This window comes from Hydrogenophaga sp. L310 (assembly GCF_055703065.1).
This window is the reverse complement of the sequence record NZ_JBVPZA010000008.1, coordinates 96,058-117,923: the sequence shown is the minus strand read 5'-3', so window position 1 is coordinate 117,923 and position 21,866 is coordinate 96,058. Positions and strand designations below refer to the sequence as shown.

Below are 21,866 nucleotides of genomic sequence, written 5' to 3'. Positions count from 1 at the left end.
GAGTCGCGCCATGTCCACCACCCAGCACCAGCACATCGCCACCGTGATGCAGGTGGCCACCGACGGCGCAGACGCGCAGGCCGCGGCGGGGCATGAGCAGGTGATCCGCGATTCGTGGCTGCGCTGTGTGCAGCAGCACCGGCTGGACCCGACGCGCATGCAGGAGGCCGTCATCCTGCCGCAGGCGCGGCTGCGCGAGCACCAGGACCAGATGGAGGCGCTGCTGCAGATCGCGCGCCACGGGCTGGAGGCGCTTTACAGCAAGGTGGCGGGGCTGGGTTATGTGGTGCTGCTGACGGACGCGCGCGGCGTGACGGTGGACTTTCTGGGCGACCTGGTGTTCGAGCCCAGCCTGCGCAAGGCGGGCCTCTACCTCGGCGCGGACTGGAGCGAGCACCACGCGGGCACCTGCGGCGTGGGCACCTGCATCAGCACCGGCGAGGCGCTCACCGTGCACCTGGACGACCACTTTGACGCCACCCACATCCCGCTCACCTGCACCACCGCGCCGGTATACGACAGCGCGGGCGAGCTGAGCGCGGTGCTGGACATTTCGCAGCTCAGTTCCAGCCAGCCCAAGAGCAGCCAGCACCTGGCGCTGCAGCTGGTGAAGATGACGGCGCACGACATCGAGCACGCGGCCTTTCTGCACCGTCACCGGCACGACTGGATCTTGCGGCTCTCGGCGGCGCCGCAGTTCCTGGACGTGCAGCCCGAGTACCTGCTGGCGCTGGACGCGAACGGCCGCGTGGTGGGCCACAACCGGCGCGCGCAGCTGGCGTTGCAGGGCCGGGCGGTGCACGCTATGCCGCTGGTGGGGCGCAGTTTTGAAGCGCTGTTCGAGCTGCCGTTCAGCCAGATCGGCCGCTTCGTCTTGACGCAGCCGTCTGACCAGCGCGCGGTGATGCTCGCGGGCGGGCGGCAGCTGCTGTTTCTCTCGGCCGTGCCGCCACCGCCGCGCCCGGTGGCCGCCGCGCAGCGCGAACGCGCGGTGCCGGTGCCGCTGGCCGCGCTCTCGGCGGGCGACGCCACGCTGGACCGGCAGGTGGAGCGCGTGGCGCGGCTGGTGAACACGCCGATCAGCCTGCTGATCACGGGCGAGACGGGGTCGGGCAAGGAGTTTTTTGCCAAGGCGGTCCACGCCAGCAGCGAGCGGCGCGCGCGGCCTTTCGTGGCGGTGAACTGCGCGGCCATCCCCGAGCACCTGATCGAGAGCGAGCTGTTCGGCCACCTGCCGGGCAGCTTCTCGGGCGCCTCGCCCAAGGGCAAGCGCGGCCTGATCGCCGAGGCCGATGGCGGCACGCTGTTCCTCGACGAGATCGGCGACATGCCGCTGGCGCTGCAGGCGCGGCTGCTGCGCGTGCTGTCGGAGCGCGAGGTGCTGCCGGTGGGCGCGACGCGGCCGGTGCCGGTGAACATCCGCGTGATCGCGGCGACGCACGCGCCGCTGGAATCGCTGGTGCTCGCAGGCCGCTTCCGCGACGACCTGTACTACCGCCTCAAGGGCGCGCACATCCAGCTGCCGCCGCTGCGCGAGCGCAGCGACCTGGGCGCCATGATCACGCGCCTGCTGGGCGGGCGCTCGCTCACGCCCGCCGCGCTGCAGCGGCTGATGAGCCACCCTTGGCCGGGCAACCTGCGCGAGCTGCGCAACGTGCTGGACTACGCGGGGAGCTTGTGCGCGGATGGAGCGATCGACCTGGACGATCTGCCTGAGTTGCAGGCGGGTCGGCTGGAGCTGCGTGCCAACGCCGCCGTTGAAGCGGCGCACGACGACGGACCTGAGGCGCTGTTGCAGGCGCTGCGCGCGGCGCACTGGAACGTGAGCGCGGTGGCGCGGGACATGGGGCTTTCTCGCATGACGCTGTACCGGCGGATGAAGCGCGGCGGCATCGTTCCTCCGAACAGGCAGGACGATCCCTCGCTCCACTGAACGCCTGCTCGAAGGGCTGTGACACCTGTCACTTCGATGGGTGACAGGTGCACGGGGTGTGACACCCGCACCGCTTCTGGAAGTCTCGGCAAATCAAGCACTTGCGCGTGTCCACCACATGGCACGGGTCTTGAGAAGGGAAGGGTACCGGTCCGCATCGAGGCCGGCATCCACAGGAGACAAGACCCATGACCGACACCACGCCCTCCCAGCGGGCTCAACGCTGGCTGGACGCCTTCGGCGCCGCCCTGGCATCCGGCCAACCCGAGTCCGTATTGCCGCTGTTCGACGCCGATTGCTACTGGCGCGACCTGGTGGCATTCACCTGGAACATCCGCACGCAGGAAGGCCACGAGGCCGTGCGCGACATGCTCGCGGCGCGCCAGGCCGAAACCGGCGCGTCCAACTTCCAGCTCGACGGCGAGGCCACCGAGGCCGACGGCGTGACCGACGCCTGGTTCACCTTCGAGACCAGGGTCTCGCGCGGGCGCGGCCACCTGCGCTTGAAAAACGACAAGGCCTGGACGCTGCTGACCACCATGGTCGAGCTCAAGGGCTTTGAAGAAAAGAAGGGCACGCGCCGCATCAAGGGCGCGGAGCACGGCGCGCAGCAGGGCCGCAAGAGTTGGCTGGAGCGGCGCCACGAAGAAGAGGCGCGCCTGGGCTACGACGAGCAGCCGTACACGGTGATCATCGGCGGCGGCCAGGGCGGCATCATCCTCGCCGCGCGGCTGCGCCGGCTGGGCGTGCCGACCATCGTGATCGAGAAGAACCCGCGGGCCGGCGACAGCTGGCGCAACCGCTACAAGACGCTGTGCCTGCACGACCCGGTCTGGTACGACCACCTGCCCTACATGCCCTTCCCCGACGACTGGCCGGTGTTCGCGCCGAAAGACAAGGTGGGCGACTGGCTGGAGATGTACACCAAGGTCATGGAGATCAACTACTGGGGCTCGACCACCGCGAAGAAGGCCACCTTCAACGAGGCCAAGGGCGAGTGGGAAGTGGTGGTGGACCGCGACGGCGAAGAGGTGACGCTGCGGCCCAAGCAGCTGGTGTTCGCGCTCGGTGTGTCGGGCTACGCCAACGTGCCCAAGATCCCCGGCGCCGAGAGCTTCGAGGGCGACCAGCACCACTCCAGCAAGCACACCGGCCCCGAGCAGTACCAGGGCAAGAAGGCGGTGGTGCTCGGCTCGAACAACTCGGCCCACGACATCTGCGCGGCCCTCTGGGAAAACGGCGCCGACGTGACCATGGTCCAGCGCACCAGCACGCACATCGCGCCGTCCGATTCGCTGATGGAGCTGGCGCTCGGCGGGCTGTACAGCGAGGAAGCGCTGAAGAACGGCATCGACCACCACAAGGCCGATCTCGTGTTCGCCAGCGTGCCCTACAAGATCATGCACACCTTCCACATCCCCGTGTACGACGAGATGAAGAAGCGCGACGCCGACCTGTACGGCCGGCTGGAGAAGGCGGGCTTCATGCTCGACTTCGGCGACGACGGTTCGGGCCTGTTCATGAAGTACCTGCGCCGCGGCTCGGGCTACTACATCGACGTGGGCGCGAGCGAGCTGGTGGCCAACGGCAGCATCAAGCTCAAGAGCCACAACAACATCGAGCGCATCAACCCGAAAAGCGTGACGCTCACCGACGGCACCGAGCTGCCCGCCGACCTGCTGGTCTACGCCACCGGCTATGGCTCGATGAACCACTGGCTCGCCGATCTCGTGTCACCCGAGGTGGCCGACCGCGTGGGCAAGGTCTGGGGTCTCGGATCGAGCACGACGAAAGACCCGGGGCCGTGGGAAGGCGAGCTGCGCAACATGTGGAAGCCCACCAACCAGAAGCAGCTCTGGATCCACGGCGGCAACCTGCACCAGAGCCGCCACTACTCGCAGTTCCTGTCGCTGCAGCTGAAGGCGCGCTACGAAGGGCTGGACACGCCGGTCTACGGGCAGGCGGCGGTGCACCACCTGCGCTGAAATCCACCCGGATGTGCTGGTCAGCCCTTGCGACTGACCAGCACGATCCCGGCCGCCACGCCCACCAGCGCCAGCACCAGCTGCAGCGTCAGCGGCTCGCCCAGCAACACCACGCCGAAGACCAGCGCGAACAGCGGCGTGAGGAAGGTGAAGGTGGACATCTGCGTGGCGGGGTAGTGGCGCAGCATCCACATCCAGGCCAGGTAGCTGGCGAAGGCGCCCACGGCGGTCTGCAGGAACACCGAGCCCCAGGCCAGCGTGGAGTAGTCGAAGCTCCAGGTTTCGCCAAGCGCCAGCGACATCAGCGGGCAGACCACGGCGGTGACCCCCAGCTGGTAGAACAGCGACTTCTCGGCCTGCACGGTGGCCACTTTCGTGGTGCGGATGGCGATGGTGGTCAGGCCCCAGAACATGCCGGCGGCCAGGCCCATGGCGTCGCCTTTCCACTGGCCGGGCATCGAACTGTGCGTGAAGGCTTCGCTGAACGCGATGCCGACCGCGCTGAAGGCGATCACCAGGCCGATCCACTGGGTTCTGCGCAGCGACTCTGCCGGCACGAAACGCGGCAGCAGCACCGCCACCCAGAACGGGCTGGTGTAGAGGAACACGGTCAGGCGCGAGGCGCTGGTGTGTTGCAGACCGAGGTAGATCAGGCAGAACTCGGCCGCGAACAGCAGGCCCACCATCAGCCCGCCGTGCAGCGAACCGTCGCGCTGGAACAGCTTGACGCCGCGGACCTGGCACCACAGCCAGAGCAGCGCGGTGGCGCCGGCCATGCGGATCGAGGCCTGCCACAGCGGCGGGATCTCCCGGCTGGCGAACTTGATCAGGATCTGCTGGAAACCCCAGAAGGCGCAGCAGGCCACGAGCAGGGTGATGGCCAGGGTGTCGAGGTGGTCTTTGCGTTGGACGGCGGTCATGGAAAGGGATGGTAGGGCGCGCGCCGTGCCGGCGCTGTCGCCAAGGAAAGGGGCGCTCAGCGCCCTTGGGCCAGGCGCTGAAGGTGCCGCTTGAGTGTCTCGGCTTCGCGGGGCGACCAGCGCGCGAGCAGGGTGGTTTCCTGCTCGCGCGCCTGGGCGATCAGCGCGGCGGCGATGCGCTGTCCGGTGTCGGTGGCGAGCACCAGCGTGCGCCGCTGGTCCGCCGCGTCGGCGTGCAGCGCCACCAGGCCTTCTTCGGCCATGCGCTGCACCAGCTTGGTCACGGTGGGCTGTTTGGCGAGCACGTCGTGGGCGAGCTGGCCGATGGCGACGCCGGCCGGCTCGTCGGGGGACAGCGCCGCGTCGTGCAGCACGGCGAGCACGCGCCAGGCGATATGGGTCAGGCCCTGCGCCGTGATGGCGTTTTCAAAGTCGCGGTACACGGCGTGGTTGGCCTGCCCGAGCAGGTAGCCCAGGTAGCTGCCGACGAAGCGGTCGTCGGGTGCCTGCGGCGCGCTCGGGTCGGCCTGTGAGCCCTGCAAGGGGTGCTCGGTGTAGAAGCGGCCGCCGTGGTAGAGCAGGGGCGAGGTGGCGGCGCGGCGGCTGCAGCGCTCGACCTCGCCGACGAAGATCACGTGATCGCCTTCGGTGTACTGGCTGCGGTTGAAGCACTCGAACGTGGCAACGCAGCCGGTGAGCAGCGGTGCACCGCTGACACCTTCCACAAATTCCACCCCCTGCCAGCGGTCCACATCGCGCGCGGCAAAGCGTTCGGCCAGGGCCTGCTGGTCGGCCGCGAGCACGTTGATGGCGTAGTGCTGGCCGTTGGCAAACGCCGCCATCGAGCCGGCCGCCTGGGCCAGGCTCCAGAGCACCAGTGGTGGGTCGAGCGATACCGAGTTGAACGAGCTGGCCGTCAAGCCCGCCAGTTCACCGGACGCGGTGCGCGCGGTGACGATGGTCACGCCGGTGGCGAACATGCCCAGCGAGGCACGGAATTCGCGCGGTGAGAAATCGGGGGGGCGGGCCTGGTGGCCGGCGTTACGGGCTGGGGACATGGCTGCAATTTATATGAAAATTCATGAATAATGTGTCCGCTGGTGCCATTCCCCTGATGGCAGCCGACCCAAAACAGGAGACAAGCGATGTTGCAGGAGCGGATCGAACCCGTCTGGATCGACGCCTTTGAGTTGGTCTTGAAGCGCTGTGCGCTGCAGCCGGGCGATACGGTTGCCATTCTCGGTGAAACCCAGAGCCGCCCGGTGCTCATGGAGCTCGCGCGGCTCGCGGTCGCGCGCGTCGGGGCCGATGCCTTCACGCTCACCCTGCCGTCGGTGTTCGCGCGCGGCGAGCCGGTCACGCGCTCCACCGGCGCCACACCGGCCATCCAGCAGCTGGGCCCGGTGATCGCGGCGCTGCAGGCCTGCACCCTGGTGGTGGACTGTACGGTCGAGGGCCTGATGCACGCGCCCGAACTGCCGGCCATCCTGCAGGGCAACGGCACGACGCAGCCGCGCATCGTCTACGTGAGCAACGAGCACCCCGAAGCGCTGGCGCGCCTGCTACCCGACGACGCGACCGAAGCGCGCGTGAAAAACCATGTGAAACGCCTGCGTGGCGCGAAGGCCATGCGCGTGACCTCGCCCGCGGGCACCGACCTCAGCATCGCGCTGCAGGGCGCGGTGGCCGGCGGCAACTGGGGCACCACCACCCGCCCCGGCACGCTGACCCACTGGCCCGGTGGTCTGGTGCTGGCGTTTCCCGCCGCGGGCAGCGTCAACGGCACGCTGGTGCTGGCCGAGGGCGACGTGAACCTGACCTTCAAGCGCTACATCGAGCGGCCGATCGCGCTGACGATCGAGAACGACTACGTGATCCGCATCGAAGGCACGGGGGTCGATGCCGAGCTGTTGCGTTCGTACTTTGAAGCCTGGCAGGAGAAAGAGGCGTACGCCGTGAGCCACGTGGGCTATGGCCTGAACGATGCCGCGCGCTGGGACAGCATGGCGCTCTACGACAAGCGCGATTTCAACGGCACCGAGCTGCGCGCTTTCGCCGGCAACTTCCTCTACAGCACCGGCGCCAACGAAACCGCCGGGCGCTACACGCGGGGCCATTTCGACTGGCCGATGCGCAACTGCACCGTGGCCCTGGACGACTCGGTGGTGGTCAGCGCTGGAAAGGTGAACGACTGATGCCGCTTCCGCAATTCACCACTTTGGGCAGTGGCCCGACGGTCTTGATGCTGCACGGCATCGGTGGCGGTCACCTCGCGTTCGCGCCGCAGGTGGAAACCCTGGCGCAGGCCGGTTACCGCGCGGTGGCCTGGGACATGCCGGGTTACGGCCGCAGCGCACCCATCGAGCCCTATACCTTCAAGGCGCTGGCGCAGAGCTGCATCGACCTGATCGACGCGCTGCGGTGTGAGAGCGTGGTGTTGCTGGGTCACAGCATGGGCGGCATGGTGGCGCAGGAGGTGATCGCGCGCCGGCCCGACAAAGTGAAAAAGCTCATCCTCTGCGGCACCTCGGCCGCCTTCGGCAAACGCACCGACGGCCGCTCGGCCGAAGCCTGGGCGCAGCAGTTCATCGGCCAGCGCACCGCACCGCTCGACGCCGGCAAGACCATGGCCGACATGGCGGCCACGCTGGTGCCGCAGATGGTCGGCCCGGGCGCCTTGCCCGAAGGCGCGCGACTGGCCGAACACTGCATGGCCGGCGTGCCCGCCGCCACCTACCGGCGCGCGCTCGAATGCCTGGTGACGTTTGACCGACAGGCCGCGCTGGCGGACATCCGCGTGCCCACGCTGCTGCTCGGCGGCGAGTTCGACCGCGTGGCCGCGCCGGCGGTGATGAAGCAGATGGCGGGCGCCATTCCGCGCGCCCGATACGCCGAACTCGCCGGCATCGGCCACCTCATGAACCTCGAAGCACCCGACGAATTCGATGCGTTGCTGCTCGCTTTCCTGCGCGAGCCCGAGCCCAAGCCTTTGCCCGATACCCACTGACCCGAACCGAAAAACAGCCGGAGACAAGACCCATGAACAACCCCGTCAACCCCCACACCGGGCTCGACTTCACCCCCGCTGTCGGCGACATGGCCTTCACGCCGCTGCAGCGCGAACTGCTGGCCAAAGCCCACGCGCTGGGCCGCGACAAGTTCGCTGCGCGAGCCCAGCAGTGGGACACCGAAGCCAGCTTCCCGTTCGCCAACTACGACGACCTGCGCGAGGCCGGGTTCCTCAAGCTCTGCGTGCCCACGTCGCACGGCGGCCTGGGCGCGGACTACACCACCTACATGATGGCCGCGGCCGAGATCGGGCGTTTCTGCGGCGCCACCGCGCTCACCTGGAACATGCACATCTGCAGCACCATGTGGACCGGCGTGCTGGCCGACGGCATTCCGATGAGCGACGACGAGCGCCGCGAACACGCGGCGCGGCGCGAGCTGCACTTCGGCCGCATCGTCAACGACGGCGCGCTCTACGCCCAGCCCTTCAGCGAAGGCACGGCGGCGGCCGCCGGGCGCGCGCCCTTCGGCACCACGGCGAAGAAGGTCGAGGGCGGCTGGCTCATCAACGGCCGGAAGATCTGGGCCAGCCTCTCCGGCGCGGCCGACTACTACGGCGTGCTCTGCACCGAAGACAAGGGCGACCAGCACCCCGACGCGCGCGACACGCTCTACATCAGCGTGCCCGCCACGTCGGCCGGCTTCAGCATCAGCGGTGACTGGGACCCGCTGGGCATGCGCGGCACGGTGAGCCGCAACCTCGCGTTCAAGGACGTGTTCGTGAGCGACGCCGAGCAGCTCATGCCGCGCGGCATCTACTTCAAAGGCGCGCAGACCTGGCCGGCCATGTTCTTCACGCTCTCGCCCACCTACCTGGGCGTGGCCAACGCGGCCTACGACTTCACGGTTCAGTACCTGCGCGGCGAGGTGCCGGGAGAACCCCCCATCAAGCGCCGCCAGTTCCCAACGAAGCAGATCGCGGTGGCGCAGATGCGCATCCAGCTGGAGAACATGAAGAGCCTCTTTGCGCGCGCCATCGCCGAGGCCAAACCCAACCCGAGCAAGGACGAGAGGATGCGCCTCTACGCCGCGCACTACAGCGTGATGGAAGGCGCCAACGACGTCGCGCGCCTGGCGATCCGCACCTGCGGCGGCCAGAGCATGCTCAAACACCTGCCGCTGGAGCGCCTGTACCGCGACAGCCGCTGCGGCGCGCTCATGCTGCCCTGGACGGCCGAACTGATCCTCGACCGCATGGGCCGCGAGACGTTGTACGAGCCGGGCGAGAAGGACGCCTGAGCACCGCGCGGCCGTGCCGCCGTTCACGGTGCTCACGCGGTCGGTCATTCGCCGCGGGGGCCGGGTCCCTAGAATGCCGTGATGCGCCGATTTCCTGCCCTGCTCCCGACCCTGCCCCTGCTCTTTGCGGCGAGCCTGCTGTGGCCTGTGGCACACGCCAACAGCGCCAGCCCGGCCAGCAAGGCCCGTGGCCCCGGCCATCCGCTGGCCGACATCCAGGGCAGCGATCCTTGCCGGGAATTCGTGGCGCGCCTGCCCAACGTCAAAGCGCCGGTGTGCGCGGCGGCCCGGCTCAAACCCACGGTGGGCCGTTCGGTCCAGGGGCGCACCCTGTACCAGCGCGACGTGGTCGCACCCGAAGCCCGCATCCGGGTGCTGGTGGTCGGGGCCATGCACGGTGACGAACTGTCGTCGGCCTCGGTGGCCCTGCACTGGATCCAGCTCGCCCTGCAAACCCCCTCCAACGCGCACTGGCGCTTCATTCCCGCACTCAACCCGGACGGTCTGATGGTGCGTCCGGCCAAGCGCGTGAACGCCAACGGCGTGGACCTGAACCGCAACTTCCCCACACCCAACTGGAGACGCGATGCCAAGGTCTACTGGGAGGACCGCACTAGGAAGGACCCGCGCCGCTGGCCAGGTCCCAGGCCGCTGTCCGAACCCGAGTCGCAGTACCTGTACGACGAGATGGAGCGCTTCCAGCCCGACCTGATCGTCAGCATCCACGCGCCCTATGGCGTGCTGGATTTCGACGGCCCGAGCGTGCCGCCGGCCCGCCTCGGGCGCCTCTACCTCGACCAGGTCGGCATCTTCCCCGGCAGCCTGGGCAATTTCGGCGGCGTGCACAAGGGCATGCCAGTGGTCACCATCGAATTGCCGAGTGCTTTTCGCACGCCGCTGGACGCCGAGATGCGCCAGATGTGGCTCGACCTGCTGCGCTGGATGAGCGAACGCATCGTGCCCGAGCAGCCGGACCCGCTGGTGGTGCCGGTGAAGGCCAGGAAAGCCACCAGCCGAGTGCATTCGCTCCCGGCTGTTGGGGGAAGCCTCTCAGACTTGCTGCGGTGGTGCGGCGTGGCGCAGCCGGCTCTTTCCGGCTGAGGTGGCGCGTGGCGCCAGGGGCTGGCCATGGAAGCCGAAGTTCATCGCCGGTACCTCGCCGCTGATGAGCTCGGCCAGGGCCTTGCCCGAGCCGGCGCCGTGCGTCCAGCCCAGGGTGCCGTGGCCGGCGTTGATCCAGAGCTTGCCCACCTTGGTGCGGCCGATCAGCGGGATGTTGGTCGGCGTGGCCGGGCGCAGGCCACACCAGAACTGCGGGTCGCCGCCTTCTTCGGGCGTGCGGGTGTCGGCCACGCCGGGGAACACCTGCTCGATGCGGCGCACCAGCATCTGCGCGCGGGTGCGCGCCAGCGGCGTGTCCAGCGAGAGGTCGAAGCCGCCGAGCTCGATGGTGCCGGCCACGCGCAGCTGGTCGCCCAGGCGCGAGATCGCAATCTTGAGCTGGTCGTCCAGCAGGCTGACCTGCGACGCGGCTTCCGGCTTGAGCAATTTGAGCGTGGCGCTGTAGCCCTTGCCGGGGTAGATCGGCACGCGCACACCCACCTGTCGCAGCAGCGCGGTGGAGTAGGAGCCGGCGGCGACCACGAAGGCGTCAGCCTGGAGTTCCCGCGTCTGGCCGGTGGCGCGGTCGCGCACGCTGACCGATGCCACCTGACCGCCGCTGGACCGGATGCGCTGGATGTCGTGGCCCATCAGGGACAACATGCCCTTGTCGCGGCACAGCTGGGCGAGCTTCTGGGTGAAGGCCAGGCAGTCGCCCGACTCGTCGCTCTCGGTGTAGGTGCCACCCACGATGCGGTCGGCAAAACTGCGCAGGGCCGGTTCGATCTTCAGCAGTTCGTCCTTGCTCACCACCTTGCGGTTCACGCCGTGGCGGCGCATCAGTTCGGCCGCGCTGCCCGCTTCGTCGAACGACTTCTGGCTGGTGTAGTAGTGCGCGATGCCTTTGGTGAGCCGGTTGTATTGCAGGCCGGTGCTGGCCACCACGTCCTTGAGTGCGGCGTGGCTGTAGCTGCCCAGCGCGACGAGTTGCGCGACGTTGCGCTCGAAGGCGGCGTCGTTGCACTGGCCCAGGAATTGCACGCCCCATAGCCACTGGGCCGGGTCGAGCTGGGGGCGGAATTTGAGCGGGCCTTCCGGGTCGAACAGCCACTTCAGCGCCTTCAGCGGCGCCTCGCGGTTGGCCCAGGGCTCGCAGTAGCTGACCGAAATCTGCGCCGCGTTGCCGAAACTGGTCTCCAGCGCGGCGTCTGCCTGCCGGTCGACCAGCGTGACCTCGTGACCCCGCTGCAGCAGATGCCACGCCGTGCTCACCCCGATGATCCCGGCACCCAGTACGACGACTTGCATGATCCGCTCCAGCAAAAAATGAGACAACCGGGCGCGAGTATGGGAAAAACCCGCCTACAAGTGAAGTGAAATTAACTTAAAATTTTTGGCATCAGATTAGCTAATGAAGTCTGGTCGCTTCTTTTTTTTCCAACAAGCCATGAGCACTTTCGATCCCGACGCCCTGGAATGCCTGGCGGCCATCATTGAAGAGGGCGGTTTCGAGCGCGCCGCGCAGCGCCTGTCCATCACCCAGTCGGCCGTCTCGCAGCGCCTGCGCGCGCTGGAAGCCCAGGTGGGCACGGTGCTGATCGTGCGCAGCCGGCCGCTCAAGCCCACGCCGGCCGGACAGCTCATGCTCAAGCACGCCAAGATGCAGCGGCTGTTGCGCGCCGACCTGGAGAAGGACCTCAAGGAACTCGCGCCGAGTTCCACCGGCAACGGCCGCGAAGAAGAACGCATCTCGGTGGCCATCAACGCCGACAGCATCGCCACCTGGGCCCTGCCCGCGCTCAACGCGCTGGCCCAGGGCGGCCTGCCGATCGAGATCATCACCGACGACCAGGAGTTCACCCACGAGTGGCTGCGCGAAGGCCAGGTGCTGGGCTGTGTCACCTCGCTCGGCCAGGCGTTGCGCGGCTGCAAGATGGAAGCGCTGGGCACCATGGACTACGTGGTGGTGGCGCAGGCGGCCTACGCCGCAGCGCACTGCCCCAAGGGCCTGAACGCACACAATTTCCACAAACTGCCCTTCATCGCCTTCAACCGCAAAGACCACCTCCAGCACGGCTTCGTGGAGCAGGCCTTCGAGCTGCCGCGCGTCATGCTCAAACAGCTCTTCGTGCCCTCCAGCGAAGGCCAGGTGCGCGCGGTGCGGGCGGGCTGGGGCGTGAGCGTGTTGCCCGAGCTGAGCGTGCGCGAGTTCATTGCCAGCGGCGAGCTGGTCAACCTCGCACCGCGGCACCGGCTGTCGGTGGCCCTGTATTGGCACTGCTGGAACCTGAGTTCGGATGTGCTGGATGCGCTGAGCAGCGCGCTGCGCAGCGCCGCGGCGCAGAACCTGGGTAAAGCGCAGGCGTAAAAAAGCCCCGCCGGGCGGGGCTTCCCTGCGCGCCCGCGGGGTTACTTGGGCATGACCACGCTGTCGATCACGTGGATCACACCGTTGTCGGCCACGATGTCGGTCTTCACCACGTTGGCCGCGTCCACCTTGACGCCGCCCATGGTGCTCACGGTCAGCTCGCTGCCCTGCACCGTTTTCACTTTGCCGGCCTTCACGTCGGCCGCCATCACCTTGCCCGCGACCACGTGGTAGGTCAGCACAGCGGTGAGCTTGGCCTTGTCTTTCAGCAAGGCGTCCAGATCCGCCTTGGGCACCTTGGCGAAGGCTTCATCGGTGGGGGCGAACACGGTGAACGGGCCCTTGCCCTTGAGCGTGTCCACCAGGCCGGCGGCCTGCAGTGCCGTGGCCAGGGTTTTGAACGAACCGGCTGCGACGGCCGTGTCCACGATGTCGGCGGCTTGCGCGGTGAAGGCGCCGAAGGCGAGCGTGGCGGCGATGAGGGTCTTTTTCATACGGAACTCCAGTGAGGTTGAACAACAGGGATGGTGGCCGGCAGAGCGGGGCAGCGGGGTTGCCGCTGACGCTTTCGCGCTGACCAGGCTTCGGAACAACAGCGTCACCGGGTGGCTTGCCAAGCTGGCTCACCCCGGCAAAGTCGGCCGTCAGGCTGGATATTACACTGATTCGGATAAAAAGATACTGATCAGTATGTAACAAGACTTATTGGTGTTGTTGTCGACCTTGTCGTCAATTTCAGGCAGAATCCGGGCTCGTATTCAAAGGTTGTCCATGGTCAGTGTTGCCCTCAAGTCGTCTCCGCCCGTCCCGCCCAAGCGCAGCTTCCGGGAACAGATGCACATCGCGCGCGAGGACGCGATCGTGTCGGCCGTGAACCGGTTGCTGGCCGAAAAGGGCTTTGAGGCGATGACGGTGGACGAAGTGGCGGCCGAAGTCGGCATCGCCAAGGCCAGCCTGTACAAGCACTTCCCGAGCAAGGAAGACCTGGCGGCCGCGGCCATGGTGCGTGTGATGGACCGGGCGCGTGCGTTCCTGGACACGCTGGATACCCAGCGCCCGCCGCTGGAGCTGCTGCGCGAGGTGGCCCGCTGGACGATGGCGGTGCAACTGGCGGGCGAAATGCCTTCGCTGCCGAGCGAAAACTCCAGCCTGCGCGCGGCGCTGACCACCAACAAGGCCTACGTCGATGGCCTGATGGATGTGAGTGATCGCCTGGGCGCGTGGATCACCGCAGCCCAGGCCAATGGCAGCCTGAACACCGCGCTGCCGCCGATCGCGGTGCTCTACACCCTGTATGCGCGCGCCTGCGATCCGGTGCTGGGGTTCCTCAAGGGGGCGGAGCTCTACAGCAACGAGCAGATCATCGAGATGGTGCTCAGCACCTGCTTCGACGGATTGCGGAAACGGTGACTCCCCCCGCGCCGCAGGCGGCGCGGGGGGAGTCAAATCCTGCGGCGCAGGGGGCTCTTTACCTCACCAGCAGCACCGGCACTTCGCAGTGCGCCAGCACCTGGGTGGCCACCGACCCCATGACGAGATTGCCCAGGGCGCTGTGGCCGTGTGAGCCCATCACCACCATGTCGAACTTGCCGGCGTTGGCGGCCTTGGCGATCTGTTCGCCGGGCTGCCCGACCTTGTGCACCACCTTGGGTTCGATGCCGTGGCGCTTGAAAAACTTGACCACGGGGGCCGTGACCTTCTCGGCTTCATCGGCGTAATAGCCGTTGGCCACCTCGGCGCCCACCGCAGCGCGCGCACGTGCCGGCAAGGGGAGTTGCACGGTGAACAGGGTGAGGTCGTTGTGTGTGCCGAACACCTCTTCGTGGGTGGTCACGTAGGCGAGCATTTTTTTGGTGTAGGTGCTGCCATCCACTGCGAGCAAGATTTTCACGGTTCATCTCCTGATTGACGGGTCAACGTGGCAGTGTACGCCGTGGCCCTGCAATGTCTCTACCGGTTTTCCACATCGATCGTCAGCGTGGGCCTGAACAACGCCTGCTCGCCCTTGCTGGCGTAGCCGAGCGGATTGGCCACGATGCGGCAACGGCCCACCCGCTGATCGGTGGGGCAGTGCAGATGACCGTGCAGCCACAGATCGGCCAGCGGCAGCAGGTCGTCCAGCGCATTGCAGAACCCGGCGGTGCCCGGGCTCAGGCCGTAGCGCGGGTCGGCACTGTGCAGGGTCGGGGCAAAGTGGGTGACCACCACCGTGGGGCCCTCGAACGGCTGGGCCAGCGCCTGCCGCAGCCAGTGCTGGCATTCCAGCCCGAGCTCGCGCATGGCCGCGGCATCGAACAGGCGCCCGTGGCGCTGCCCGTTCATCTTGCTCAGGTAGAAGTTGGCCGCGCGGCAGGCTTTCTGGCGCTGGTGCAGGCGGTGGGCGAGCGGATCGCGGAGGGGGCCCTTGGCCGGTGCCTGCGTGGCCAGGGCGTCGTAGTCGCTCCACAGCGTGGTGCCGATCAGCCGCACCCCGTCGAACACTTGTGTTTCGCGCTCCAGCCACTGGATGCCCAGCCGGTCGCAACTGGCGCGCAAGCCCGCGTGCGCCTCGTCCACATCCAGCGCATCGTATTCGTGGTTGCCGGGCACATAGACCACCGGCACCGGCCAGGCCGCGTACTGCGGCAGGGGCGAGAAGCGCTGCAGGCACCAGTCGGGCTCGGCCATCACGCTGCCGTCGCGCCGGGTCTGGTAGGAGCCGATGTCGCCAGCGAGCACCAGCAGGTCGGCACCCGGGGCAGGGATGGCGGCAAAGTCGGGGTTGGCTTCGAGGTGGAGATCGCTCAGAAGCTGGATGTTCATGCCCGGATTGTCGACCCAACAACGGGACGGGGTTTGCAGCGCACGATCAGCACACGGGACGCGTGAGCGGGCCAGCACCTCGGCGGTGACCGGGCCCATCCTGATGCTTGCGATCGCCGATGGGTCGCGGCAGCCCATGGCGGGCAGGTGGCGCTGGAACTGCCTGGCCACCACGCCGTCCCGTTTTCATCCCTTGCCGGCACGAAACCCCTGGACTGAAGCCCGCACCACCGTGTGCCTCAACCAGCTGTGGGCACTGCTGTGGGAGGTCTGGCGGTGCCACAGCGTGTCCACATGCACCGCCGGCACCGGCAGGGGCAGATCGCTTAGGGCCAGTTCATCTTCCATGCCCGTGGCGCCCACGAAATGGCGCGGCAGCACCGTCAGCAGGTCGGTGGTGGCGACGACGCGCCCGGCGGTGAAAAACTGGTTCACGGTCAGCACCACGCGCCGCTGGCGCGAGAGGGCGGCCAGCGCCTCGTCCACAAAGCCGAACGGTCGGCCGGAGAAACTCACCAGCAGGTGGCGTGCGTCGCAATAGCTGTCCAGATCCATGGGGCGCCCGGCCAGCGGGTGGCCTCGGCGCATCACGACCACGTACTCGCCGTCGTACAGGCGCTGGTTCAGGAAGCGGGGGCTGTGCTCCTGCAGGTGGGAGGCGCCGAGTTCGGCCAGCACGCCGGGGAAATGGCCAATCGCCAGATCCGCCAATCCGGATTCGAGCAGGTCGCGCGGGTCGCGCGTGGTCAGCGGCAGCACCCGCAGGTTCACTCCGGGGGCCTCGTTCTCCAGGATGTCCATCATGCCCGGCACCAGCTTGGCGGCGGTGGCATCGGCCATGGCGAGCACGAAGGCGTTGTGGGCCTTGGCCGGGTCAAAACCGCCTGGCGCCAGCGACTCGCGCAGCTGCTGCAGCGCGTCGCGCACCGTGGGCCACAGCGTCAGCGCCATGGGCGTGGGTTCCACGCCGTAGCCCGAGCGCCGCACCAGCTCGTCGCCCAGCTTCTCGCGCAGCCGCTTGAGGGCATTGCTCACGGCCGGCTGGGTCATGGCCAGGTTGTGGGCCGCGCGTGTGAGGTTGCGTTCGACCATGACTTCGTCGAAGACGCGCAGCAGGTTCAGGTCGAGGGTGCGAAAGTTCAATTCATTCATGCGTTTTGTGAATGTAATTCATCACAAAAATAAATTGGCGTGACATGCGGGTTAACCCTAGTATTCGCCTGTCCAAAAGACATTTGTTTTCCAAGGAGTCCGCCATGAGCACCGCCTTTTCACCTTCTCCCGCCTCGTTGGGCCTGAACACCGCCACGGCCAACGCGTCTCAGGGTTCCGACAACCCGCGCAGCAGCCTGGACGGTTCCCGCGGGCTGGCCGCGATGTTGCTGGCCGCCGCTGTGGCCGCGCTGGTGGTGCTGGTGGTGCTGGCCGACCAGTTGGTGAGCACCTGGGCCGACAGCCACCTGTTCCTGGGCTGGGTGATCCTCTGGGTGGTGATTTTTGCCGGCTCGGCCCTGTTCGCCGGCACCGCCCGCAACCTGGCGCAGCGCACCCTGCGTTCGCTGGACAGCTGGTCGGCCACGCTGGCTGAAGCCCGTGCCGAGATGCGCCTGTGGGAACTGGCCCGCCGCGACCCGCGCCTCATGGCGGAGCTGATGCAGGCCCGCATGCGTGACACGGACGACGGCGACTTTGAAACCGCGCTGGCGCCCATGGGGCTGGAATCCGGTGCGGTGCAGAAGCCGGTCAGCGGCTGGGGTCGTTTCCCGGAGCGGCTCGCCGAAAGCCGTGCCCGCAACATCCACCTCTATTACATCTGACGCCATCGGCGCCACAGCAAAAAAGCCACCGGGTCAGGTGGCTTTTTTTTGGCCCGGACCGTTCATCCGGGGGCGTGGCGCTGGCCGGCAGATCGTGCCGTCCAGCGAATCACAGACGGTGTGGGGCGCAGTCAGCAGGCCGCCAGACGCTTTTCCAGCTCGGCCTTGGTGGCCACCAGCTCCTGGGGCAGGTGGTACGCCAGTTGCTCGAAGTGGGCGTCGTGCAGCTTGAGTTCGTCCACCCAGGCGGCCTTGTCGATGCTGGTCACGGTCTTGAACTGTTCGGCGCTGAAGTCCAGGCCGGTCCAGTTGATTTCGGCGTAGGTCGGGGCGGTGCCGAACATCGTGGTTTCGCCCTGGGCCTGGCCTTCGATGCGGTCGATCATCCACTTGAGCACGCGCATGTTGTCGCCGTAGCCGGGCCAGACGAACTTGCCATCGGCACCCTTGCGGAACCAGTTCACGCAGAACATCCTGGGCAGCGCATGGCCCTGGGTCTGCAGCTGGTTGCCCATGTCGAGCCAGTGCTGGAAGTAGTCGCTCATGTTGTAGCCGCAGAAGGGCAGCATGGCGAACGGGTCGCGGCGCACCACACCCTGGGCGCCAAAGGCGGCGGCGGTGGTTTCGCTGCCCATGGTCGCGGCCATGTACACGCCTTCGGTCCAGCTGCGGGCTTCGGTCACCAGCGGCACGGTGGTGCTGCGGCGGCCGCCGAACATGAAGGCGTCGATGGCCACGCCGTTGGCGTCGTCCCACTGCGGATCGAGTGCGGGGTTGTTGGTGGCGGCCACGGTGAAGCGCGAGTTCGGGTGCGCGGCCTTGGCGCCGGTGGCCTTGGCGATCTCGGGCGTCCAGTCCTTGCCTTGCCAGTCGATCAGGTGCGCGGGCACGCCGCCACCGTCTTTCTCCATGCCTTCCCACCACACGTCGCCGTCATCGGTCAGCGCCACGTTGGTGAAGATCACGTTCTTGTCCAGCGAGCGCATGCAGTTCGGGTTGGTGTGCATGTTGGTGCCGGGGGCGACGCCGAAGTAACCCGCTTCGGGGTTGATGGCGTAGAGCTTGCCGTCGGCGTGCGGCTTGATCCAGGCGATGTCGTCGCCGATGGTGGTGACCTTCCAGCCGGCGAAACCGGCTTCCGGCGGCACCAGCATGGAGAAGTTGGTCTTGCCGCAGGCGCTGGGGAACGCAGCGGCGACGTGGTACTTCTTGCCTTCGGGATTGGTCACGCCGAGGATCAGCATGTGTTCGGCCAGCCAGCCCTGGTCGCGGCCCATGTTGGAGGCGATGCGCAGTGCAAAACACTTCTTGCCCAGCAGGGCGTTGCCGCCGTAGCCCGAACCGTAGCTCCAGATTTCGCGCGTCTCGGGGAAGTGCACGATGTACTTGGTGGTCGGGTTGCAGGGCCAGGTGCTGCTGTCCTTCTGGCCTTCGGCCAGCGGTGCGCCGACGGTGTGCATGCAGGGCACGAAGGCGCCGTCGGTGCCGAGCACGTCGTACACGGCCTTGCCCATGCGGGTCATCAGTTTCTGGTTCACGGCCACGTAGGCGCTGTCGGTCAGCTCGATGCCGATGTGGGCAATGTGCGAACCCAGCGGGCCCATGGAGAAGGGCACCACGTACATCGTGCGGCCCTTCATGCAGCCGTCAAACAGCGGCTGCAGGGTCTGGCGCATCTCGGCCGGGTCCATCCAGTTGTTGGTCGGGCCGGCGTTTTCCTTCTTCTCGGAGCAGATGAAGGTGCGGTCTTCCACGCGCGCCACGTCCGACGGGTCGGAGCAGGCCAGGAAGCTGCCCGGGCGCTTGGCGGGGTTGAGTTTCTTGAAGGTACCGGCGTCCACCAGCTGCTGGCACAGGCGGTTGTATTCCTGCTCGCTGCCATCGCACCAGACCACGTCGGCCGGCTTGCACAGGGCAACCATGTCGGCCACCCAGGCGATCAGCCGGGCATTTTTCACGTAGACGGGTGTGTTGAGGTTGAGGCCCTGCATCACGGGTGAATTCATGGAAATGGCTCCAGAAGTTTGTAAAGCGGCAAGCCCAAGAGACACCAACAGCCGCTGGCCACAAACAGGTGGGCGGGCGGCTGGTCGAGATCCCCTGGGCAAATAAGGGCGGTCGGCGCTCGGTGCTGCGGTGCGGATGGCAGGTGCAGCCAGATGGGCAAAAGGCGGGTGGATGGACCCGGGTTTTGCTCCGTGTGTCGGCCAAAACACCAATTTTATGAAAGTCGACGGTCAGTTACCGGCAAGTTACATGCAAAACATGCATAACCTGATGCGCCAATTGATCCGTGGCGGTTCCGGAAGAGCCGTGACCCCAACGCTGCAGGCAAGAAAAAAGGCCGATGGCCCTGCCGGGCGTTCGGCCTTGGGGGGCTGCCGAGGGTTCAGGCCATGAAGACGGCGATGAAGGCCAGCAAGAAAATCAGCACGGCACCGGCCACAGGCAGCACGATGGGCATGAGCGGAACGATGGACTCCACCACGTCCTGAGGCTGGTCGCTGTGGCTGTCGTGTTCGTGGTGGGACATGGTTTCTCCAGGGTATTTGACAAATATCAATTTGATTTTAAGGGCAGCGTGCCGACGGGGTACAGACCCGGGACTTGTGACATACCCTGACTACAGCAGCGCATAGGTGGTGCTCGCCCGGCAGACACTCTTGTTGTCGCTCGCGGCCACGATGTCGATCTCGCCGAACACCAGGTTCTTGCCCGCACGGACCACGCGGGCCGTGACCAGCGCGTCCTGGTTGACCAGCGGTTTCAGGAAGCTGGTGTTGAGCTGCACGGTGGTCATGGGGCGCTGGTTGCCCAGCTGCGTCACGATGGCCAGCACCATGGCGGTGTCGGCCGCCGCCATCAGCGCCTGGCCACACACCATGCCGCCGATGCGGCTGAGTTCGGGGTTCTGCGGCAGGCGCAGGGTGACCTCACCGGCGGCAAAAGACTCGACGCGCAGGCCCAGGGCCTGCACCCAGGGAGCAAACCAGTCACCCAGCGCCAGGTGCAGCGTGTCGACGCCGATGTCGGGTGCCAGCGTGCTCACTGGACTACCCTCCGTGCTGCGCACTGCGGGGCTGAGCGCCTTCGGAACGGCCGAGCGGCGCTCATGCCTCATCCTCCTTGCGGAACCGGGCCAGCCAGTGCGCCATCAGCTGGCCAGCCGCCTCGCGCCCACCCAGGCCGAAGGACAGGGCCACGGCCACCGCCACGGCACCGAGCGTGAGACCAAAGGCCAGGTTGACGATGTCGTCGGCGATGCCCATGGCGCGCAGGCCCATCGCCAGCACCAGCGCCAGGATGGCGAAGCGCGCGATGCGGGCCAGCCCCTTGGTGTTCGGGCCGCTGGCGCGGTCGATGGCGGTATAGGCCACGTTGGCGAGCCAGAAGCCGATGACCAGGATGGCCGATCCGAGCAGCACGTCACCGCCAAAGGTGATGAAGGTGGTGACGACGCCACTGACCTGGCTGAAGCCCAGCTGGCCGGCGGCTTCGACGGTGGCGAACAACATGGCGAAAAACAGCGCGACATGGCCGACGAAGCTGGAGGCGCTGGTCTTCTCGAAGGCGTGGGCCATGCCGATGCGCGCGGGCAGGGTGTCGAAGCCCACGGTGGCCAGCAGGCTGGCGAGCAGCTTGCTGGCGAACGACGCCACCAGCCAGGTGATCACCAGGATCAGCGCGGCGGCAATGATGTGCGGCACGGCGGCCAGGATCATGGCCAGCATCTGCGTGGCAGGCTGCGAGATGGCTTCGATCTTGAGCGCGTCCAGTGCGGCAATCAGCGACGGCAGGAACACCGCGACGAACACCAGCAGGCCGATCACGCCCGAGAGTTGCACCGAGCTGGCCAGTCCGGCCCGGCTGCCAACCTTGTCGATGCCCGCGGTGCGCGTGAGGTTGGTGGTGAGGTTGCGCAGCACGGTGGCCACGATCCAGCCCACACCGCCGATCACGAAAGCGGCCACCGCGTTGGGCAGCATGTCCAGTGTCTTGGCCACCATGTCGCGCAGCGGATCCAGCAGGCCCTGCATCTCCAGCGCGCCCAGGATGGCGGGCACAAACAGCAGGATGACCAGCCAGAACAGGGCACCGGACAGGCTTTCGCTGATGGGTGACATGTCGGCGTGTTCAGACAGCTTTTCGTCGAGTGAGGTGCGGTCCAGCAGCTTCTGCGTCATCGTGCGCACCAGGCTGGCCACCAGCCAGGCGACCAGCGCCAGCACCAGGCCCGCGAGCAGGCGCGGCGCGTATTCGAACACCTTGGTGATCAGCGCGCTGAAGGGGCCGGACACCATCGCCAGGTCGAGCGAATTGAAGACCGCCATCAGCGTGACCAGGATCACCGCCCAGAACAGGCCCAGGGCCACTGCGCCCTCGATGTCCACGCCGTTGCCGGTGAGGCGGCTGAAACGCTGGTTGACGCCGGCGAAGCCCAGGCTCTTGCGCACGGCGGCGCGCACCAGCACGGCGACAAACCAGCCCAGCACGAAAATGGCCATGGCGCCGAGCAACTGGGGAATGTGGCCGCCCAGGCTGTTCTGCAAGGACTCCCACAAGGCGTTCATGTTCATGGTCTTTCTCCTGTGAACGGGTCAAACACCGGACCATGATGCAAGCAGGGGAATG

The 21,866-nt window shown here is 67.2% G+C and carries 19 protein-coding genes and 1 pseudogene; 9 read left to right on the top strand and 11 right to left on the bottom strand.

Annotated elements, in window-relative coordinates; genetic code table 11:
- The first annotated feature begins 10 nt into the window (after positions 1 to 10).
- Together AC0GNO_RS14690 and AC0GNO_RS14685 are read left to right on the top strand one after the other, a co-directional pair.
- Positions 11 to 1,933, top strand: coding sequence for a sigma-54-dependent Fis family transcriptional regulator (locus AC0GNO_RS14690; protein ID WP_472904468.1), 1,923 nt, complete (start codon positions 11 to 13; stop codon positions 1,931 to 1,933).
- A gap of 188 nt (positions 1,934 to 2,121) precedes the next feature.
- The gene (locus tag AC0GNO_RS14685; RefSeq protein ID WP_472904467.1) at positions 2,122 to 3,918 is read left to right on the top strand and encodes an NAD(P)/FAD-dependent oxidoreductase; all 1,797 of its coding nucleotides are present in this window, start codon (positions 2,122 to 2,124) and stop codon (positions 3,916 to 3,918) included.
- A gap of 20 nt (positions 3,919 to 3,938) precedes the next feature.
- Here the strand turns inward: AC0GNO_RS14685 and AC0GNO_RS14680 are convergent, their stop codons facing one another.
- Together AC0GNO_RS14680 and AC0GNO_RS14675 are read right to left on the bottom strand one after the other, a co-directional pair.
- Positions 3,939 to 4,838, bottom strand: coding sequence for a DMT family transporter (locus AC0GNO_RS14680; RefSeq protein WP_472904466.1), 900 nt, complete (start codon positions 4,836 to 4,838; stop codon positions 3,939 to 3,941).
- Positions 4,839 to 5,377: 539 nt separating this feature from the next.
- Positions 5,378 to 5,896: pseudogene (locus tag AC0GNO_RS14675) on the bottom strand (flavin reductase family protein); the annotation flags it as partial.
- Between the two features lie 87 nt (positions 5,897 to 5,983).
- Between AC0GNO_RS14675 and AC0GNO_RS14670 the strand changes: the two are divergent.
- From AC0GNO_RS14670 to AC0GNO_RS14655, 4 genes are all read left to right on the top strand, one after another.
- Positions 5,984 to 7,033 (top strand): 2,5-dihydroxypyridine 5,6-dioxygenase NicX family protein, encoded by a 1,050-nt coding sequence (locus AC0GNO_RS14670; protein WP_472904465.1) that lies wholly within the window; start codon positions 5,984 to 5,986, stop codon positions 7,031 to 7,033.
- Positions 7,030 to 7,845, top strand: coding sequence for an alpha/beta fold hydrolase (locus tag AC0GNO_RS14665; RefSeq protein ID WP_472904558.1), 816 nt, complete (start codon positions 7,030 to 7,032; stop codon positions 7,843 to 7,845). The genes AC0GNO_RS14670 and AC0GNO_RS14665 overlap by 4 nt, the downstream gene beginning before the upstream one ends.
- Before the next feature lie 32 nt (positions 7,846 to 7,877).
- Entirely contained in the window at positions 7,878 to 9,146 is a 1,269-nt protein-coding gene (locus AC0GNO_RS14660) for an acyl-CoA dehydrogenase family protein (RefSeq protein ID WP_472904464.1), read from the top strand.
- Between the two features lie 81 nt (positions 9,147 to 9,227).
- The gene (locus tag AC0GNO_RS14655) at positions 9,228 to 10,247 is read left to right on the top strand and encodes a M14 family zinc carboxypeptidase (RefSeq protein ID WP_472904463.1); all 1,020 of its coding nucleotides are present in this window, start codon (positions 9,228 to 9,230) and stop codon (positions 10,245 to 10,247) included.
- On the opposite strand, the gene AC0GNO_RS14650 is transcribed toward AC0GNO_RS14655, so the two are convergent.
- Entirely contained in the window at positions 10,197 to 11,555 is a 1,359-nt protein-coding gene (locus AC0GNO_RS14650; RefSeq protein ID WP_472904462.1) for a D-amino acid dehydrogenase, read from the bottom strand. The genes AC0GNO_RS14655 and AC0GNO_RS14650 overlap by 51 nt on opposite strands.
- 139 nt (positions 11,556 to 11,694) lie before the next feature.
- Between AC0GNO_RS14650 and AC0GNO_RS14645 the strand changes: the two genes are divergently transcribed.
- Positions 11,695 to 12,615 (top strand): LysR family transcriptional regulator ArgP, encoded by a 921-nt coding sequence (locus AC0GNO_RS14645; protein WP_472888995.1) that lies wholly within the window; start codon positions 11,695 to 11,697, stop codon positions 12,613 to 12,615.
- Positions 12,616 to 12,656: 41 nt separating this feature from the next.
- Here AC0GNO_RS14645 and AC0GNO_RS14640 read toward each other — a convergent pair whose 3' ends face one another.
- The gene (locus tag AC0GNO_RS14640) at positions 12,657 to 13,109 is read right to left on the bottom strand and encodes a fasciclin domain-containing protein (protein WP_177136539.1); all 453 of its coding nucleotides are present in this window, start codon (positions 13,107 to 13,109) and stop codon (positions 12,657 to 12,659) included.
- Positions 13,110 to 13,386: 277 nt separating this feature from the next.
- Here AC0GNO_RS14640 and AC0GNO_RS14635 point away from each other — a divergent pair, with 277 nt between their 5' ends.
- Positions 13,387 to 14,025, top strand: coding sequence for a TetR/AcrR family transcriptional regulator (locus tag AC0GNO_RS14635; protein WP_472888996.1), 639 nt, complete (start codon positions 13,387 to 13,389; stop codon positions 14,023 to 14,025).
- A gap of 58 nt (positions 14,026 to 14,083) precedes the next feature.
- Here AC0GNO_RS14635 and AC0GNO_RS14630 read toward each other — a convergent pair whose 3' ends face one another.
- The 3 genes from AC0GNO_RS14630 to AC0GNO_RS14620 all read right to left on the bottom strand — a co-directional run bounded on the left by AC0GNO_RS14630 (position 14,084) and on the right by AC0GNO_RS14620 (position 16,569).
- The gene (locus AC0GNO_RS14630) at positions 14,084 to 14,506 is read right to left on the bottom strand and encodes a universal stress protein (protein WP_305361991.1); all 423 of its coding nucleotides are present in this window, start codon (positions 14,504 to 14,506) and stop codon (positions 14,084 to 14,086) included.
- Between the two features lie 59 nt (positions 14,507 to 14,565).
- Positions 14,566 to 15,417 carry a metallophosphoesterase gene (locus AC0GNO_RS14625; RefSeq protein WP_472904461.1) on the bottom strand — a complete coding sequence of 284 codons (852 nt, stop codon included), beginning with the start codon at positions 15,415 to 15,417 and terminating at the stop codon, positions 14,566 to 14,568.
- Positions 15,418 to 15,603: 186 nt separating this feature from the next.
- Entirely contained in the window at positions 15,604 to 16,569 is a 966-nt protein-coding gene (locus AC0GNO_RS14620) for a LysR family transcriptional regulator (protein WP_472888998.1), read from the bottom strand.
- Between the two features lie 104 nt (positions 16,570 to 16,673).
- On the opposite strand from AC0GNO_RS14620, the gene AC0GNO_RS14615 reads away from it, so the two are divergent.
- The gene (locus tag AC0GNO_RS14615; protein WP_472904460.1) at positions 16,674 to 17,234 is read left to right on the top strand and encodes a hypothetical protein; all 561 of its coding nucleotides are present in this window, start codon (positions 16,674 to 16,676) and stop codon (positions 17,232 to 17,234) included.
- 131 nt (positions 17,235 to 17,365) lie between these two features.
- Here the strand turns inward: AC0GNO_RS14615 and AC0GNO_RS14610 are convergent, their stop codons facing one another.
- From AC0GNO_RS14610 to AC0GNO_RS14595, 4 genes are all read right to left on the bottom strand, one after another.
- Positions 17,366 to 19,240 carry a phosphoenolpyruvate carboxykinase (GTP) gene (locus AC0GNO_RS14610; protein ID WP_472904459.1) on the bottom strand — a complete coding sequence of 625 codons (1,875 nt, stop codon included), beginning with the start codon at positions 19,238 to 19,240 and terminating at the stop codon, positions 17,366 to 17,368.
- Positions 19,241 to 19,623: 383 nt separating this feature from the next.
- A complete protein-coding gene (locus tag AC0GNO_RS14605; protein ID WP_472889001.1) occupies positions 19,624 to 19,767 on the bottom strand; it encodes a hypothetical protein in 144 nt (47 codons plus the stop codon).
- 90 nt (positions 19,768 to 19,857) lie between these two features.
- Positions 19,858 to 20,283 carry a PaaI family thioesterase gene (locus AC0GNO_RS14600; protein ID WP_472889002.1) on the bottom strand — a complete coding sequence of 142 codons (426 nt, stop codon included), beginning with the start codon at positions 20,281 to 20,283 and terminating at the stop codon, positions 19,858 to 19,860.
- A 61-nt stretch (positions 20,284 to 20,344) separates the two neighbouring features.
- Positions 20,345 to 21,811 (bottom strand): mechanosensitive ion channel, encoded by a 1,467-nt coding sequence (locus AC0GNO_RS14595; RefSeq protein ID WP_472889003.1) that lies wholly within the window; start codon positions 21,809 to 21,811, stop codon positions 20,345 to 20,347.
- Positions 21,812 to 21,866: the final 55 nt, after the last annotated feature.

Excerpts from the sequence above, each read along its gene's own strand:
- AC0GNO_RS14690 (WP_472904468.1), top strand. The coding sequence starts at position 11 with ATGTCCACCACCCAGCACCAGCACATCGCCACCGTGATGCAGGTGGCC.
- AC0GNO_RS14685 (WP_472904467.1), top strand. The coding sequence starts at position 2,122 with ATGACCGACACCACGCCCTCCCAGCGGGCTCAACGCTGGCTGGACGCC.
- AC0GNO_RS14680 (WP_472904466.1), bottom strand. The coding sequence starts at position 4,838 with ATGACCGCCGTCCAACGCAAAGACCACCTCGACACCCTGGCCATCACC.
- AC0GNO_RS14670 (WP_472904465.1), top strand. The coding sequence starts at position 5,984 with ATGTTGCAGGAGCGGATCGAACCCGTCTGGATCGACGCCTTTGAGTTG.
- AC0GNO_RS14660 (WP_472904464.1), top strand. The coding sequence starts at position 7,878 with ATGAACAACCCCGTCAACCCCCACACCGGGCTCGACTTCACCCCCGCT.
- AC0GNO_RS14655 (WP_472904463.1), top strand. The coding sequence starts at position 9,228 with ATGCGCCGATTTCCTGCCCTGCTCCCGACCCTGCCCCTGCTCTTTGCG.
- AC0GNO_RS14650 (WP_472904462.1), bottom strand. The coding sequence starts at position 11,555 with ATGCAAGTCGTCGTACTGGGTGCCGGGATCATCGGGGTGAGCACGGCG.
- AC0GNO_RS14645 (WP_472888995.1), top strand. The coding sequence starts at position 11,695 with ATGAGCACTTTCGATCCCGACGCCCTGGAATGCCTGGCGGCCATCATT.
- AC0GNO_RS14640 (WP_177136539.1), bottom strand. The coding sequence starts at position 13,109 with ATGAAAAAGACCCTCATCGCCGCCACGCTCGCCTTCGGCGCCTTCACC.
- AC0GNO_RS14635 (WP_472888996.1), top strand. The coding sequence starts at position 13,387 with ATGGTCAGTGTTGCCCTCAAGTCGTCTCCGCCCGTCCCGCCCAAGCGC.
- AC0GNO_RS14625 (WP_472904461.1), bottom strand. The coding sequence starts at position 15,417 with ATGAACATCCAGCTTCTGAGCGATCTCCACCTCGAAGCCAACCCCGAC.
- AC0GNO_RS14620 (WP_472888998.1), bottom strand. The coding sequence starts at position 16,569 with ATGAATGAATTGAACTTTCGCACCCTCGACCTGAACCTGCTGCGCGTC.
- AC0GNO_RS14615 (WP_472904460.1), top strand. The coding sequence starts at position 16,674 with ATGAGCACCGCCTTTTCACCTTCTCCCGCCTCGTTGGGCCTGAACACC.
- AC0GNO_RS14610 (WP_472904459.1), bottom strand. The coding sequence starts at position 19,240 with ATGAATTCACCCGTGATGCAGGGCCTCAACCTCAACACACCCGTCTAC.
- AC0GNO_RS14605 (WP_472889001.1), bottom strand. The coding sequence starts at position 19,767 with ATGTCCCACCACGAACACGACAGCCACAGCGACCAGCCTCAGGACGTG.
- AC0GNO_RS14595 (WP_472889003.1), bottom strand. The coding sequence starts at position 21,811 with ATGAACATGAACGCCTTGTGGGAGTCCTTGCAGAACAGCCTGGGCGGC.